Below are 15,576 nucleotides of genomic sequence, written 5' to 3'. Positions count from 1 at the left end.
CGATAGTATAAGACTAAGTTTTAGTGACAATTTGTGGAGAGATGGCTGAGTGGTTGAAAGCACCGGTCTTGAAAACCGGCATACGTTAATAGCGTATCTAGGGTTCAAATCCCTATCTCTCCGCCACTATTCAGAAGCCTCGCTAGAAATAGCGAGGCTTTCTTCGTTTCTGACGCTTGGAAATTCGTTAGGGACTGGAATCAATCCCTTAGCTGATCGTATCCCCGGACTAGGTATCCCCGCACTATGTCACTTGAGAAGCCTTGCTTTAAGCGCGTTCTCGTTATCCACGGGTTGTGCTGCGACAGAAGTTCATAACTTTATCTTCTAACGAGAGCCATCAAGTCTGAGTATTGGCATTCCTACCTCTAAGGGTAAAGTGTTTCTGTTAACAAGAGACTTGCCTTTACTCTTTACTCGATGTTACGTGCGTTAGCGCTCTTCGTGTTACCTAATAGCTATTCGCTATCTTGCTCTAGTTGGTACAATAAACACGTTCTAAGTATTGTATAGGACAGTCCTTCATTGAAGAGAATGGAGAGTATCGGAGCTTATGTACCTATTTTGCTTCCTACACTATTTCAAGTTATCTGCATTTTGCTAGTAGAGTTCCTTCCTAGAAACTTATATTTGGTTGTTCGCCTTGAAGAAAGTGAGCAAGCTATCTTTTAGAAGCTTTTAGTGAGCTTAATGGAGTGCTGCTGGGAACGAACTAAAGAAGCTTTGCTGGGGCCTCCTAATGAAGTTCAGGCGATTGCAGGGCATTAGCTCTAGTGGATATTGCAGGTTTGTGGAGTGTTGATAAATGACAGGCAATAAAAAAGCCGACAGTAAACTGCCGGCTTGGTTAAATGACCGCTACTTAGTCGTTCTGGACGAGCGTGAGAGCTTTACGAGAGACTTCGTGAGCGGCTTTAGTTAGATTCTGCTTCTCTAGTGTATCTGCTAGGAATGCATAATCAGAGACGTCAGAGCGAAGCTTTAAGGCGATCTCAAAGTGGTCTTGGGCTTCTTGCCACTTCTCTTGACGGAAATAGAAGTGCGCTAATGCGCTATGCGCTGCGGCGTTATCTGGCTCTTTCTTCACTACTCCCTCTAAGAAAACCACGACAGGGTGGATATCTGGCAGGTTTAGATCTGGCAGTAGTTGATAAAGCTCAGGAGCCGGTTGTTTTTTCAATGCTTCTTTTAGTACAGTAAAGGCTTCAGCATCTGCTTTCCGGGCTATCAACTCACGAGCAAAACAGGCGACTAGGTGTGTGTCTTGTTTTACTTTGCGTGCAAGGCCATTCCAATGAGAAATAAGCCCTTCGCTACCTTGCTGCTGTGCCACTTCATGGAGTAAGCCGCATTGCGCCTTTTGAATCAGCTCTGCGTGTTCTTCTTCCGTGATGAGTTTTGCTTTGGTGAGTTGTGGCAAGAGGTCAATAAGAGGTTGCCACAATTTTAGCTGCATGTACGTTGTTTTCAGCAAGTTCAATACAATCGAATTACTCGCATACTGACCTTTTAACGATTGCAAAGTATCGAAAGCAGCCTCGAACTCGTTATCGCGAATAAACTGTTTAGCACGAGTTAGCTCTACTGCGAGATGAGCATTCTCTTGCTGGCTTGCTAGCTCTAGGTAGTGATCACGTTTTGCTTTATCACCTTGACCTTGTGCAGCTTCAGACGCAACTAAGTAACAAAGTAGTGGCATGTCGTGATGATTCGCCCAACGAGTCACTTTTTTCTCGGCACCTTTCCAGTCTCCTTCTAGGAGTTTAATAATGCCTTCATTGGTGTATCGACGGGAATGGCGCATTTTGCGCACGCTGAAGTAGTTCCATGTTGTAGAACTTGCGTAAACTAGCTTTTTAATTAGGTACTCAAGTAGAAAAAGGCCTGCGAGTGCTGCGATAACGAATACGACCAATGTCGTTACGCTCATCTCGATCGTTTTCTCAGCGATGGAGATGAGTACATAGCCTTGCTGACCAGAAAATTGAGTGCCAACAAATAATCCTGCACCTAGTACAACAAATAGGAAAATAAGACGAAACATTACTTATCCTCCATACCTGTCATCGTTGTGACTTCGCGACGTAGGCGCTCACGGATGACATCTGATAGTTGAGACTGACTTTGCAGTTTCGTTGGGTATTCCACTTGAATGTTTTGCTGGCTTAACTGGTTAACAGTTTTGTTGAACTCTTTAACGGAATTATCGTCTTGGTTGAAGAAAGCTAATGCCCATTTATCGGCCGTTTTTAGAGACGTAGTGTAAATTTCACCTTGCTCTTGGTACACCGCTTTTATTGCGGTCTCCAATTTGGCTTTGATGTTTTCTTTTAGGTAAAAGTGTTGCTCAGGAGAAAGCAGTGGAATGACGTTACCATCGCGCGTGCGGAACGTAATGAAGTTTTCTGAAAAGTCCTTCAGAGAGGTCATTAAGTTATCTTGCCAGTTTGCAATATCTTCAGACACTTCAGTGTTCTCTACGACTTCTGCTTCTGGGAGTAGTGCATTGGCGAGTGGTAGCTTGTCTACTTGCTGTTGCAGAGCAGTTAAGCGTAGTACCAATCCATCACGGTCAATCAGCGGGATAGTACGAAGTTTGGTGATATCGTTCGCCATTGCTTTGCGTAGTTTGACGAGGCTAGGGTCATTCAGTGCTGCAATGCGTTGATCAGCACTTTCCATTAGTTGAGTTGCGCTTTCTACGTCATGCTCTAAGAACAGTTTACGACCTGCTAATTTGACGAGGTAATCGGCTTCAGCAAGTAGCCAGTCGTTTGGTCGGCGACCTTTCACATCGGCAACGGCAAGCTGTAAGCTTTCAATGCTCTTCTGTTGCTGCCCAAGTACCACTTCCGCTTTGTGTGTCACGGTCGTTGCTTTCTCGATGGTTTCTTCTTGTACCCGGCTGAGCTCTTGCTTCATGGAAGCTTGAGTGCTTTCTAGCTGACTTTTTAGTTGGGCGATCTGCGCTTGGTAATCGGTTTGCTGCTGATGCAGCTTGTATGCGAGGCCACCGCCAAAAATAATCGATAAGATGATAGCGACTGTGCCTAGTTTAACTCCGCGCTTACCTTGTTTTTCTTCAAATTCGACTTTGGTTGGCTCGGCTGTTTTTGGGGGCTCGGCCACTTTTGGCTGTTCTTTTTTAGGGGCCGCATCCTGCTGCGATGTGCTTTTTTCGGCTAGCGGTGCCGATGAGGTTTCTTCGGAAAGGTTTTTATCGTTATTTTTTTGGTCGTTATTTTTACTTGTCATGCCTATATCCTGTGTAGCTAGGGCTGGAGAGCCGCCAGTAATTCCTGGTTGGATGCGCTTCCCGTGCATCTCACCCGAGTGAACCCCCTTTGAAGTGCGATGTCAGCGATACGCTGACTGGGGATATACAACTCTTGTTGATTAAGCCAAGTCAATTGCTCTGACGTCAATTGGCTGCACAAATAATCCAGTTGCTCACCACTGGTGACGATGATCTGGTCAATTTGTAGGGTTTTCCATAGTGAGATACAGCTTACTGGATCGAATGGGATGAATTCTCTCTTGTAAGTCTCACTATAGTGAACTTTTGCGCCACGTCTCACCAATGCATCTTTGATCAGCTCTCTTCCACCGTTCCCACGAAGGATAAGAACCTGTTGTTGGGCCACATTATTGAGCTCTGGCAGTCGCAATAAATGTTCACTATCACTGACTTGGGGATAGTGTACTTTCTGTTGGGTACATTTGCTTAAATAGTGTGCTGTTTTTTGACCAACGGCAAGGTAAATGGCTTGTTTCGGCCATGATGTCTCGTTGCTGGCTAAGATTTGCTGTGCACATTGCACGGCATGTCGACTAACAGCGATAACAATTTGAGCTTGATGCAGGTGTTTAGAGAGGTGCGTGTCCGTGAGATCGGCGACAATGTCGATCAGAGGATGGTGATATGCGGAAATGCCGTGCCTTTCGAGCAGAGAGCAAAGCGCGTTGCCTTGCTCTCCCGGCCGAGTGACCAACACTGCCATGATTATTCGTGATCTGCGTACAGCTTAGTTAGGATTTCACGAGCGCCGTTATCCAGTAGTTCATTGGCTAACTGCACTCCTAACGTTTCGCCGTCTTTACGATGGCCACGGATTTCACCACGAACAATTTCGCTGCCATCTGGTTCGCCAACTAATGCGCGTAGCCAAATGTTATCGCCATCTAGCAGGGCATAGCTGCCGATAGGTACCTGACAGCCGCCTTCTAGCGTCAGGTTCATTGCACGCTCACACAAAACGCGGTCTACGGTGTCTTGGTGGTTAAGCGGCTCAAGTAGCTTAAGCAGCCTTTCATCGTCAAGGCGGCACTCAATACCGACAGCACCTTGGCCTACCGCAGGTAACGATTTCTCTGGCTCGATAAAGCTACGAATGCGTTCTTCAAGTTTCAATCGTTTAAGGCCAGCCGCAGCAAGAATGATCGCATCGTATTCACCCGCATCTAGTTTACCAAGGCGAGTGCCCACATTACCGCGAAGCTCTTTAATGATGATATCTGGACGATATTCTTTCAGTTGGCATTGACGGCGCAAACTGCAAGTACCAACCACTGCACCTTGAGGGAGTTCATCAATGTTGCTATAGGTATTGGAGACGAAAGCATCACGAGGGTCTTCACGTTCACAAATGGTCACGAGGCCAAGACCTTCCGGGAAATCGACGGGCACGTCCTTCATTGAGTGAACGGCAAGGTCTGCACGGCCTTCTAGCATTGCGACTTCAAGCTCTTTTACGAATAAGCCTTTGCCGCCAACTTTTGCTAGCGGTGTATCTAAAATCACGTCACCTTTGGTCACCATGGTTACTAACTCGACTTCCAAACCAGGGTGAGCGGCTTGAAGGGCGTCTTTGACAAAGTAAGCTTGCCATAAAGCAAGAGGGCTTTTTCGAGTTGCAATGCGAATAGGTGTGGATTGTGTCATGATCTTCTCAATGCTGTTTGGATTTGGGTTTATCCTACCATTCTCATCAAGAAATGCTTACTGTTAGTTCGTTATCTCTGAGAGCTATGAATGGAATTACATGACGTTATGAAAATAGTGTGACTGGATTCTCAATTAGACTAAGGACTATTATTAGTAATAGGTAATAAGAGCGACACTACCGCGCGATTAATTTTGTGACTAAAGTATGGTTTTGCATCCTGAGTGGTGCGTGGGCGTGAAACTTTACCCGCACCAATAAAAGTGTTAAATTGATCACGTTTTTAGGCCGTTTTGGTTTAAAACGTCAGCAGATTTTCGTGATTGTTCAACCAAGGAATTCCCCTTGCAGGCTTACACCCAAAAAATCATTCAGCGACTAGATAATTTGAATCAGCAGCGAGTTGATCGCGCGCTGGCGCTTATGGATTCGCAAAGCCAGCAAGTCTTCCACTTGATTCCTGCCTTGTTGAACTACAACCACCCTGTGATTCCTGGCTATTACGATGCCGATGTCCCGTTTGGTGTGCATGGGCTGGCGCTAAATAGCATTCAGCAGCAATTCATTGATGACATTCAACTTGCGATTGGTCAGCCACTTAAGACGGCAGAGAAGCCGGCTATCTTGGGCTTATACACCATGGGCAGTACCTCATCAATTGGTCAAAGTACTTCTAGTGATTTAGATATTTGGGTGTGTATTTCGCCAGATATGGATTGTGACGAGCGAGAATTGCTGACCAATAAATGCTTGCTGATCACCGACTGGGCACAAAGCCAAGGGGTGGAGGCGAACTTCTTCTTAATGGATGAAGAACGCTTTAGAAGCAACCATTCTGAAGAGATGACGGGTGATAACTGTGGCTCATCTCAGCACTTACTTTTGCTTGATGAATTCTATCGCAGCGCGGTGCGTATTGCTGGACAGCGTTTATTATGGCAAATAGTGCCGCCAGAAATGGAAGAGTGTTACGACGAGTACGTTTCTCAATTGTGCAGTGAAGGTTACATTGACTGTAGTGAATGGATCGACTTTGGTAAATTGAACCGCATTCCTGCTGAAGAGTACTTCGGCTCGAACTTGTGGCAGCTATACAAAAGTATCGATTCTCCCTACAAATCGGTATTAAAAGCCATTCTGCTTGAAGCTTATTCGTGGGAATACCCGCATACGCAACTGCTAAGCATCGACACCAAACGTCGTTTCTTTGCCCATGAGCCAGACCTTTACGGCATGGATGCGTACTACTTAATGTTGGAAAAAGTGACCCGCTACTTAGAGCGAATCCAAGATGACACTCGTTTGGATTTGGTGCGCCGTTGCTTCTATCTCAAAACCCACGAAAAGTTGTCGCGTGAACCGGATGTCGGTTCAGTGGCTTGGCGCCGTGAAGCGCTGAGCGACATGATTGCAAAATGGGATTGGGATGCCAGCGTTGTTGCTGAGCTCGATGATCGCCGCAACTGGAAAGTTGAACAGGTAAAAGTGGTGCATCATGCGTTGCTGGATGCGTTGATGCAGAGCTACCGTAATTTGATTCAATTTGCGCGTCGCAACGACATTACCTCCGCTATCAGCCCGCAAGACATCAGTATTTTGGCTCGTAAGCTTTACGCCGCTTTTGAAGTATTGCCGGGCAAAGTGACGTTGCTCAACCCACAGATTTCCCCTGATTTGCATGAACCGGATTTAAGCTTCATCGAAGTGAAAGATGGTGGTGTGAACAAGTCTGGTTGGTATCTCTATAAACAACCTCTGATCGCGCACCGCATTTTGGGGCAGCCATACTTAGAACATCATGAATACTTGAGCAAGTTAGTCTCTTGGGCATTCTTTAATGGTTTAATCACCGAGTCGACTCGTTTGCACGCGGTGGTGCGTGAAGCGCAACTGGATATCGATAAGTTCTACCAAATGGTGAGCGACTTACGAAATACCTTTGCGCTGCGTAAGCGCCGTCCGACGATGCAGGCATTAGCGAGCCCATGTGAGATCAGCCAGCTAGCGATGTTCATCAACTTTGAAAATGATCCTACGTCAGAGCTTTCGGGCCGTTCACTGAAAGTGGATGTGAAAAATACCGATATCTTCAGTTTTGGTCCGGAACATAAAAACTTAGTCGGCAGTGTCGACTTGGTTTACCGTAACTCTTGGCATGAAGTGCGTACGCTGCATTTCAAAGGGGAAACGGCGATGCTGGACGCACTGAAAACTATTCTGGGCAAAATGCACCAAGACGCGTTGCCACCAGAATCGGTGGATGTGTTCTGTTATGCGAAGAACATGCGTGGTGTTATGCGTAATATGGTCTACCAGCTTTTAGCGGAATGTATCGACTTACGCTTGAAGCCAGTAGAGCAAGAAAAACGCCGCCGCTTTAAAGCGATGCGCCTCGGTAACCAAACTTACGGGCTGTTCTTTGAACGTCGTGGTGTGTCGGTGCAGAAGTTAGAAAACTCCATTGATTTCTATCGCAGCATTTCTACTAACAAACTTAAAGGCTCGCCGCTATTAATGCTCGATCGTGAGCAAGAGTATCAAATGCCAGAAGCGGTGGATGGTTTTGCCAGTGAAGGTCTGGTGCAATTCTTCTTTGAAGATAATGAAGATGGCTTCAATATTTATGTGTTGGATGAGTCAAACCAAGTTGAAGTGTATCACCAATTCAGTGGCTCTAAAGACGAGATGATTTCGTCTGTGAACAGCTTTTACACATCCGTAAAAGATGACAGTCGTGTTGCGTCGAAATTTATCAACTTTAACCTGCCGCAGTACTACCAGATTATCCATCCTGAAGAGGGCAATGCTTATATCATCCCTTATCGTAATGATGGTTGCTCGCCGCATCGTCCGACGAAAGCGGTGAACGCGTAATTAAACCCGTATCAATAAACAAAAAGAGCACTTCGGTGCTCTTTTTGTTTTGGTGACGATTGACGGACATTATGCCCAATCAATGGCTTCGCCCGCGTGCTTTTCACACTCTTGCTTCACCATTTCAAATAGCTCCATGCCCGTTTTTGAGCAGGTCCATTTATCTTCAATAAGCTTGAAGTGGAAACCACCAGATTTGGACGCTAGCCAGATCTCATGCATCGGCTCTTGGCGGTTAATGATGATTTGGCTGCGGTCTTCAAATTCCAATGTCATTACGTTGCCAGTGACTTCGTAATCAATGTCTGCGCCTGAATCATCGATGGATTCTTCGATGATTTGCATCTGTGCATCCACCAGTTGATGAAATTCAGTATCGTTCATCCGTCTATCCTATTGCTTTTCCTGAGTGTGGTGCGATTATAGGGGGCATTGATTCAATAATCACGATATGCGAAATGAAAAAATTAGTTACTGTGTTGTTTGTGATGGTTGCCGCGACGTTAGCGGGATGTGGCCAGTCTGGCTCACTATACATTCCAGATGACACTCAACAGAGTGAGCAATCACAATAAATAACCGCGCCTTAGGGTGAAATTAGGGTTCAGCAGTCGAATAAAATAAGGGAAGCGAATTTTGGATTACTTCAACTATCAGGATGATGGCCAGCTTTGGGCCGAAGACGTCCCACTTCAAGCTCTTGCAGAGCAATATGGCACTCCTCTTTACGTATATTCTCGAGCCACGCTAGAGCGCCACTGGAAGGCGTTTGATAGTGCTGTGGGTCAACATCCTCATCTAGTTTGCTACGCGGTGAAAGCGAACTCAAACCTAGGCGTATTGAACGCACTGGCGCGTTTGGGTTCGGGCTTTGATATCGTATCAGGTGGTGAACTTGAGCGTGTGATTGCCGCAGGCGGTGATCCGAAGAAAGTCGTTTTCTCTGGTGTTGGGAAAACACCTGCAGAAATGAAGCGTGCTCTTGAGCTGGGTATCAAATGTTTCAACGTTGAATCTGAGCCCGAGCTAGAACGTTTGAATAAGGTTGCGGGTGAGCTTGGTGTGATTGCGCCAATTTCTCTGCGTATCAATCCAGATGTCGACGCGAAAACACACCCTTACATTTCGACTGGTCTTCGCGACAATAAATTCGGCATTGCGTTTGATCGTGCGCCAGATGTTTATAAATTCGCGCAAAGCCTGCCGAACTTGAATGTGCAAGGCATCGACTGCCACATTGGTTCTCAGCTCACCAATATCGACCCATTTATCGACGCGACAGACCGTTTATTAGCCCTGATTGATGATTTAAAAGCGCAAGGCATTAACATTCGTCACCTTGATGTCGGCGGTGGTTTGGGTGTGGTCTATCGTGATGAGTTACCACCACAGCCTTCAGATTACGCCAAAGCGTTACTTGGTCGTCTTGAAAATCACCAAGACTTGGAGCTGATTTTTGAGCCGGGCCGAGCAATTGCTGCGAATGCAGGTATCTTGCTAACGCGTGTTGAGTTTTTAAAACATACTGAGCACAAGAACTTTGCCATCATCGATGCGGCAATGAACGACTTGATGCGTCCTGCACTATACCAAGCATGGCAAGATATCGTGCCAGTTTCGCCGCGCACGGGTGAAGCTCAGACTTACGATTTGGTTGGCCCTATTTGTGAAACCGGCGACTTCTTGGGTAAAGATCGCGCACTCGTTTTGCAAGAAGGTGATCTACTCGCGGTTCGTTCAGCAGGTGCCTATGGTTTTGTTATGTCTTCGAACTACAATACTCGTACCCGAGCGGCAGAAGTAATGGTGGATGGTAAACAAAGCCACTTAGTTCGCCAGCGTGAGGAGCTGACCAGTTTGTGGCAGCTGGAACAGATTCTACCGGAGTAACACACAACAAATGCATTTCCACTTTTCCAAAATGCACGGTTTGGGCAACGACTTCATGGTCGTCGACTGTATTACCCAGAACGTGTTTTTCTCGCAAGACCTGATCCGCCGTTTGGCGGATCGTCATACCGGCGTTGGTTTTGACCAATTGCTCGTGGTAGAAGCCCCTTACGACCCTGAAACTGATTTCCATTATCGGATTTTCAATGCCGATGGTAGTGAAGTCGAGCAGTGCGGGAATGGCGCGCGCTGCTTCGCGCGCTTTGTTCGCTTGAAAGGGTTGACCAATAAATACAGTATCAGCGTGAGCACCAAAAAAGGAAAGATGATTCTCAACATCGAAGATGATGGAGAAGTGACGGTCAACATGGGTGTGCCAGAGTTTGAGCCGAACAAAATTCCTTTTAAAGCCAAGCAAAAAGAGAAGACCTACATCATGCGCGCTGGTGAAAAAACGCTGTTCTGTGGCGCGGTAAGCATGGGTAACCCGCATGTGGTGACGGTGGTCGATGACGTGGATACTGCTGATGTCGATACATTAGGGCCGCTGCTTGAGTCACACGAGCGTTTTCCAGAGCGCGTCAACGCTGGCTTTATGCAGGTGGTGAGTCGTGACCATATTCGTCTTCGAGTTTACGAGCGAGGCGCAGGTGAAACACAAGCTTGTGGTAGCGGCGCATGCGCGGCGGTAGCGGTAGGGATTCTTCAGGGTCTGTTGGATGAAAACGTTAAGGTTTCTCTACCAGGTGGTGAACTGCGAATTGCGTGGCAAGGTCCGGGTAAGCCGTTGTTTATGACCGGACCTACAACGCATGTATTTGATGGTCAATTGTCTTGCTAGTAGAAGAAAAAGGAAACGGTTTGTCTCAAGTAGAAGCAGATGCCTTAACGGCTGAAGTGGTGGCCGAGTACCTCAAAGATCATCCCGATTTTTTTGTGCAGCGTCCAGAGCTTGTGGATCGTCTATCTTTCCCACACTCAGACTTGGGTGCGGTGTCTTTGGTGCACATACAAATGAATCGCCAACGTCAGCGCATTGAAGAGTTAGAGGAAGAGATCACCACACTGATGTCGCTTGCGGCGAACAACGATCGCACCTTTTACGAATTTATGGATTTGCAGGGGCAGATTCTAAAGTGTGGTGACTTTAAACAAGTCATTCATTCTATTGAAGAGAAAGCTAAAGCACTTGGCTTACGCTCGTTTGTTCGATTGTTTAGTCAATGCGACGCATCGATTCAATTGAGTAAGGAAAGTTATCAACGTTTTGCGACCACTCACTTAAATGGCAAAGGTGCGTACTTAGGGCGTCTGAGAAAAGTGGATCGTGAAGCTTTGTTTGGCAATATGGATGTGCCGGAAATGGGGTCCTATGTGGTACTACCGCTCGTGAAACAGCAAACACTGGGCGTGCTTGCGTTCTCTAGTGAGGATGGCGGTCATTTTCAACCAGATATGGATACCTTGTTTTTGCGTCACCTATCATTAGTAGTGGCACATCTCGCTCAAACATTGGTATGGCAAAGTTACGATGACGACAACTCCCAACACTCCTCTGCCAAATAGTCTGCAAAAGCCTCTTGAGCGCTTCTATGAATTCTTACGAAGCGAAAAGGGGCTCAGCCTACATACTCAACGCAATTACAAACAGCAGCTAGAAACCATGGCGCAGCACTTGGCTGAAATGGGACTTAAAGATTGGTCTCAAGTGGATGCAGGCTGGGTGCGCCAATTAGCAGGTAAGGGCATGCGGGAAGGCATGAAAGCCAGCAGTTTGGCGACGCGCCTCTCATCGCTGCGTAGCTTTTTCGATTTCCTTATTCTGCGTGGCGAGATGTCAGCTAACCCTGCCAAAGGGGTTTCAGCGCCACGTAAAAAGCGCCCGTTGCCGAAAAACCTCGATGTTGATGAAGTGAGCCAACTGCTTGAGGTCAACGAAGACGACCCGTTGGCTGTGCGTGATCGTGCCATGATGGAGCTGATGTACGGTGCTGGCTTGCGTTTGGCTGAGTTGGTGAGTGTGGATGTACGTGATGTACAACTGCGCAGTGGCGAGCTTCGTGTTATCGGTAAAGGCGACAAAGAACGTAAAGTTCCATTCTCTGGCATGGCAACTGAATGGGTTGCCAAGTGGTTGAAAGTCAGGGGCGATCTTGCTGCACCAGGTGAACCCGCCTTGTTTGTGTCTAAACTCGGAACGCGTATTTCGCACCGTAGCGTGCAAAAACGTATGGCAGAATGGGGACAGAAACAGTCTGTGGCGAGCCATATTAGTCCGCATAAATTGCGTCACTCGTTTGCGACACATATGCTCGAATCCAGCAATAACTTACGTGCGGTGCAAGAGCTTTTAGGGCACGAGAACATTTCGACGACCCAAATCTACACGCACTTGGATTTCCAACATTTAGCGCAAGCCTACGACCAAGCCCACCCACGCGCACGTAAAAAGAACGGGGAGTGAGCCGAAGTATGAAATTTTATCGCCGTATCGAACCTATTAAGGCCATGACCTTCGATCTTGATGACACGCTGTACGACAATTACCCGGTGATTATCCGTATGGAGCGTGAGTTGCTGGCTTGGTTGCAACAAACACATCCAGCCGTGGCGCACATGGATAAGGCTGATTGGATGCAGGTAAAAAAACATGTGCTCCAGCAGAGACCGGATCTCAGAAGCGATGTGACGCTTTGGCGTTTAGTGCAGCTAAAGCATGGTTTTCTTTCAGTTGGCTATGATGAAGCGCAAGCTCAAGCCGCAGCTGAAGAGGGTGTGCAGCTCGCTTTGGATTGGCGCAGTCAGTTTGAAGTGCCCCAATCAAGCTTAGATGTTTTAACACAACTGGGAGAGCGAGTTCCGCTCGTGGCGATCACAAACGGAAACGTCGATTTAGATAAAATTGGCTTAACGCCGTATTTTCAATGTGTACTCAAAGCAGGGCCTGATGGGTTGGCGAAACCCGCCACCGATATGTTTGCTAAGGCGAAACGGTTCTTGGATATTCCAGCAGAGAATATTCTGCATGTCGGGGATCACCTAACCACGGATGTGCATGGTGCAAAGTCGGCTGGTTTTGCGGCTTGTTGGTTCAATGATATGAATAAAAATGTCATTAACCATTCAAAAACACGTACTTTACCTGATATTGAAATCAATAGTTTGCAGCCGTTACTCACACTTTTTTAATTGCTTTCGCATTAATCCATTCTAATCTCATTTTGTGTCTAGAAAAGCAGCGTAAAGCCACGTAAATTATTCACTATTAAGTAAAAAGAGTAACGCCACACGTCGTGGTGAAGATAGTGTTACGGCAGTGGTAGGTGCATGCGAGCTTTTTCAAAACTGGTTTATGATGTCAGTCAGTTAAATGACTTTTTAGTCACTTCTCAGTTCTCTTCAAGTAAACAATATTTGGTGCAAATATTGTCGACTCAATCACGCGACTTTGCGACCACACTTGCGGACGCTGTTTTATTGTTGCTGCCGAATGCTCATGTCATGGGGCATAGTACGCGTAATGTCATTCTGGAGGGGGAGATATTTACCTCTGGCTGCCTGATCAGTGTGACTGAGTTCGAACAAACCACGCTTACTTCTGCCGTCCAAACCTACTCTTACTCCCCCGATATTGATGGTGGAGAGCTCAAACGCTCGCTTCTGTTGCAGCACAATTCGCAAGTGATCCTCAGCTTTGCTGTGCAAATTGAACGACGTGACTATCCCTTGTTTCAAACCTTCGCCAGTGAAGAAGTCGTGATCTCTGGAGGGTTGGCGCAAAGTATTGATGATGGCTGTTGGGTGCTATATCAAAACCGAGTTTACGATAATGCCGTGGTCGCCGTAGCTTTGCACAGTGATACCTTGAAGCTATGGACGGATGCGTATTCGGAATGGAACCCGATTGGCATGCCACATAAAGTCACCCATGCAAAAGGAACGCGCTTGTATTGCTTAGGTGAACAGAAAGCGTTGGACGTATACAAGCGTTATTTGGCGGATGGCCATGATGTGACGCTGAGTCAACTGCTCAGCTTTCCTTTGTATCGAGAAAGTTTGGGGCGTAAGGAAGTTTGCACGGTAACGGAGCTACACGCTGATGGCAGTATGAGTTTCGACAGGCCTTGGTGTCTTGGTGACGAAGTACAATTTTGCTATAACCACCCCTCATTAACGCTCGAACAGGTGCGACATGGTGTGGTTGAGTTAGCCATGCACCAACCTGAAGTCGTGATGATTTTTAACTGCGCGTCACGGTTAGACTTTATTGACAGCAGCGACGAAGTCCAAGCCTTCAAAGATATCGCGACGACGTTTGGTAGTTATTGTATGGGGGAACTGCATGGCGGTATTGGACAGCCAGAAATTCTTCATCACAGTCTGACGTATTTAGCGATGCGAGAGGGAGACGAAGTACAAGCATTGAACTTGCCTAAGTCGCCCGTTAGCTCCTCTATTTCACCATTGTTTAGCTTGATTCGAAATGCGATTGGCGACCTCAACCATATGAACGCGCATATGGGGTATCAACTCGATCGCCAAACGCGCAAGTTACAAGAAAGCTATCGGCGAGATAGTCGCACTGGATTACAAAACCGAGTCGCGCTGCAAGAGCGGCTGAGTAGCATCGATTTGGATGAGCACTTGCTGACTCTAAAGCTACTTAACTTCAGCCATATCAATGAAAAATACGGTTATAGAGTAGGGGATCAGCTACTTAAAGACCTCTCAATGCATTTTACGAATCGACTGCGAAAGCGTTTTGGCATGCCAACGGCTTTGCAGCTTTATAGTATTGGGGTTGGTGAGTGGGCGTTCATATTTAAAGCTGACCAAAGCAGTGAAACCATCAAACAGCACTTTACTCGTTTTGCCGACGCGGTAGAGCAAACTAATTTTGAGCCAATTGGTCTGCGCGAAATAGATTATCTTTCTATCTCGCTGTGCGGTGGCTTAGTGAGTCGTCGAGATTTTCCATCAGCTTCTGCGGATGAGCTATTGCTCAAAGGCATTGAAGCGAGGCGCTCCGGTGTGCGCAGTAATACCCATATCTGCAATGCGAAAGACATCGAAGTCAGTGAGGATGTGCGTAAAGAGCAACTTGGATGGTTGAGTTGCGTCAGTAAAGCCATTCTCAAACAGAACATCATCACCTATAGCCAGCCGATAGTGCATGCGGATAGCCATAAATTGGCAAGCCAAGAATGTTTGGTTCGCATTTTGGAGGAGGATGGAACGGTGATTGCGCCAGGGCGCTTCCTGCCTATTATTTCCGATACGCATCTTTATACTCGATTGAGTCGGCACATGATCCATTCTACGTTACATTACATGCGAGATAAGCAAGGTGACTTTTCTATTAACTTGTCGCCGCAAGATTTGCTTAGTGATAAAACTTTAATGCTTTTAGAGCATGAAATTTGTCAGCTCAATGACCCTAGGCGAATTGGTTTGGAAGTGTTGGAATCTGAGCAAATCAAAGACTACGGTCGAATGATCGAAGTATGCAGTCATTTCAGAAGCTTAGGAGCGCGTATCATTGTTGATGATTTTGGCTCAGGCTATTCCAATATTGATGAAATCCTAAAGCTGGAGCCGGAAGTCATAAAGCTCGATGGCAGCTTGATCCGTGATATCGATAAAGACTTAAAGCAGCGCAAAATAGCTTCTCAGTTGGTGCGTTTATGTCAGGTGTTTAACGCGGAGACGGTGGCGGAGTTTGTCCACAATCGAGAGGTGTGCAAAATCGCGCAGGATATGGGCGTCGACTATCTGCAAGGCTATTATCTGGGTGAGCCGACCCGATTATTTTAATGCTGTTTCACGTGAAACCATTCTAAATAAAAACGCAGCCTTGGCTGCGTTTTTA

13 protein-coding genes and 1 tRNA gene are annotated in these 15,576 nt (G+C 46.7%); 9 read left to right on the top strand and 5 right to left on the bottom strand.

Annotation, left to right across the window (positions count from 1 at the left end; translation table 11 throughout):
- Window positions 1-35: 35 nt before the first annotated feature.
- Window positions 36-126 (top strand) — tRNA-Ser (locus F7Y48_RS22090).
- A gap of 736 nt (window positions 127-862) precedes the next feature.
- Here the strand turns inward: F7Y48_RS22090 and F7Y48_RS22085 are convergent.
- The 4 genes from F7Y48_RS22085 to hemC are packed head-to-tail and all read right to left on the bottom strand — an operon-like array spanning window position 863 to window position 4,942.
- On the bottom strand, window positions 863-2,044 hold the full coding sequence (locus tag F7Y48_RS22085; RefSeq protein ID WP_005393852.1) for a heme biosynthesis protein HemY: 1,182 nt from the start codon (window positions 2,042-2,044) through the stop codon (window positions 863-865).
- The gene (locus F7Y48_RS22080; protein WP_258507817.1) at window positions 2,044-3,255 is read right to left on the bottom strand and encodes a uroporphyrinogen-III C-methyltransferase; all 1,212 of its coding nucleotides are present in this window, start codon (window positions 3,253-3,255) and stop codon (window positions 2,044-2,046) included. Before F7Y48_RS22080 ends, F7Y48_RS22085 begins: the two co-directional genes overlap by 1 nt.
- A gap of 17 nt (window positions 3,256-3,272) precedes the next feature.
- Complete coding sequence (locus F7Y48_RS22075) at window positions 3,273-4,001, bottom strand: uroporphyrinogen-III synthase (protein WP_258507815.1); 729 nt, start codon at window positions 3,999-4,001, stop codon at window positions 3,273-3,275.
- A 2-nt stretch (window positions 4,002-4,003) separates the two neighbouring features.
- A complete protein-coding gene (gene hemC / locus F7Y48_RS22070) occupies window positions 4,004-4,942 on the bottom strand; it encodes a hydroxymethylbilane synthase (RefSeq protein WP_065646005.1) in 939 nt (312 codons plus the stop codon).
- Between the two features lie 346 nt (window positions 4,943-5,288).
- Between hemC and F7Y48_RS22065 the strand changes: the two genes are divergently transcribed.
- Window positions 5,289-7,817, top strand: coding sequence for a class I adenylate cyclase (locus F7Y48_RS22065; protein ID WP_005393844.1), 2,529 nt, complete (start codon window positions 5,289-5,291; stop codon window positions 7,815-7,817).
- A 69-nt stretch (window positions 7,818-7,886) separates the two neighbouring features.
- Here F7Y48_RS22065 and cyaY read toward each other — a convergent pair whose 3' ends face one another.
- Window positions 7,887-8,201, bottom strand: coding sequence for an iron donor protein CyaY (cyaY, locus tag F7Y48_RS22060; RefSeq protein ID WP_012841286.1), 315 nt, complete (start codon window positions 8,199-8,201; stop codon window positions 7,887-7,889).
- Between the two features lie 74 nt (window positions 8,202-8,275).
- On the opposite strand from cyaY, the gene lptM reads away from it, so the two are divergent.
- The 7 genes from lptM to F7Y48_RS22025 all read left to right on the top strand — a co-directional run bounded on the left by lptM (window position 8,276) and on the right by F7Y48_RS22025 (window position 15,521).
- The gene (lptM, locus tag F7Y48_RS23665; RefSeq protein ID WP_064368854.1) at window positions 8,276-8,392 is read left to right on the top strand and encodes an LPS translocon maturation chaperone LptM; all 117 of its coding nucleotides are present in this window, start codon (window positions 8,276-8,278) and stop codon (window positions 8,390-8,392) included.
- 61 nt (window positions 8,393-8,453) lie between these two features.
- Complete coding sequence (gene lysA, locus F7Y48_RS22050; RefSeq protein WP_006743007.1) at window positions 8,454-9,707, top strand: diaminopimelate decarboxylase; 1,254 nt, start codon at window positions 8,454-8,456, stop codon at window positions 9,705-9,707.
- Window positions 9,708-9,717: 10 nt separating this feature from the next.
- The gene (dapF, locus tag F7Y48_RS22045; RefSeq protein WP_006743008.1) at window positions 9,718-10,548 is read left to right on the top strand and encodes a diaminopimelate epimerase; all 831 of its coding nucleotides are present in this window, start codon (window positions 9,718-9,720) and stop codon (window positions 10,546-10,548) included.
- Window positions 10,542-11,273: a DUF484 family protein gene (locus F7Y48_RS22040; protein ID WP_316685391.1), complete on the top strand. Its 732-nt coding sequence runs from the start codon at window positions 10,542-10,544 to the stop codon at window positions 11,271-11,273. The genes dapF and F7Y48_RS22040 overlap by 7 nt, the downstream gene beginning before the upstream one ends.
- Window positions 11,239-12,171, top strand: coding sequence for a tyrosine recombinase XerC (gene xerC, locus F7Y48_RS22035; protein ID WP_012841287.1), 933 nt, complete (start codon window positions 11,239-11,241; stop codon window positions 12,169-12,171). Before F7Y48_RS22040 ends, xerC begins: the two co-directional genes overlap by 35 nt.
- Before the next feature lie 8 nt (window positions 12,172-12,179).
- A complete protein-coding gene (yigB, locus tag F7Y48_RS22030) occupies window positions 12,180-12,896 on the top strand; it encodes a 5-amino-6-(5-phospho-D-ribitylamino)uracil phosphatase YigB (RefSeq protein WP_104971062.1) in 717 nt (238 codons plus the stop codon).
- A gap of 138 nt (window positions 12,897-13,034) precedes the next feature.
- Entirely contained in the window at window positions 13,035-15,521 is a 2,487-nt protein-coding gene (locus F7Y48_RS22025; protein ID WP_316685390.1) for an EAL domain-containing protein, read from the top strand.
- Window positions 15,522-15,576: the final 55 nt, after the last annotated feature.

The organism is Vibrio sp. 2-1-2a, from assembly GCF_032648565.1.
Classification (GTDB): domain Bacteria; phylum Pseudomonadota; class Gammaproteobacteria; order Enterobacterales; family Vibrionaceae; genus Vibrio; species Vibrio diabolicus.
Note: the sequence above shows the minus strand (reverse complement) of the source record. Positions and strands in the feature narration are given on the sequence as shown.

Bases quoted from the DNA above. Each gene is read 5' to 3' on its own strand.
- F7Y48_RS22085 (WP_005393852.1), bottom strand. From the start codon at position 2,044: ATGTTTCGTCTTATTTTCCTATTTGTTGTACTAGGTGCAGGATTATTT.
- F7Y48_RS22080 (WP_258507817.1), bottom strand. From the start codon at position 3,255: ATGACAAGTAAAAATAACGACCAAAAAAATAACGATAAAAACCTTTCC.
- F7Y48_RS22075 (WP_258507815.1), bottom strand. From the start codon at position 4,001: ATGGCAGTGTTGGTCACTCGGCCGGGAGAGCAAGGCAACGCGCTTTGC.
- hemC (WP_065646005.1), bottom strand. From the start codon at position 4,942: ATGACACAATCCACACCTATTCGCATTGCAACTCGAAAAAGCCCTCTT.
- cyaY (WP_012841286.1), bottom strand. From the start codon at position 8,201: ATGAACGATACTGAATTTCATCAACTGGTGGATGCACAGATGCAAATC.
- lptM (WP_064368854.1), top strand. From the start codon at position 8,276: ATGAAAAAATTAGTTACTGTGTTGTTTGTGATGGTTGCCGCGACGTTA.
- dapF (WP_006743008.1), top strand. From the start codon at position 9,718: ATGCATTTCCACTTTTCCAAAATGCACGGTTTGGGCAACGACTTCATG.
- xerC (WP_012841287.1), top strand. From the start codon at position 11,239: ATGACGACAACTCCCAACACTCCTCTGCCAAATAGTCTGCAAAAGCCT.
- yigB (WP_104971062.1), top strand. From the start codon at position 12,180: ATGAAATTTTATCGCCGTATCGAACCTATTAAGGCCATGACCTTCGAT.
- F7Y48_RS22025 (WP_316685390.1), top strand. From the start codon at position 13,035: ATGCGAGCTTTTTCAAAACTGGTTTATGATGTCAGTCAGTTAAATGAC.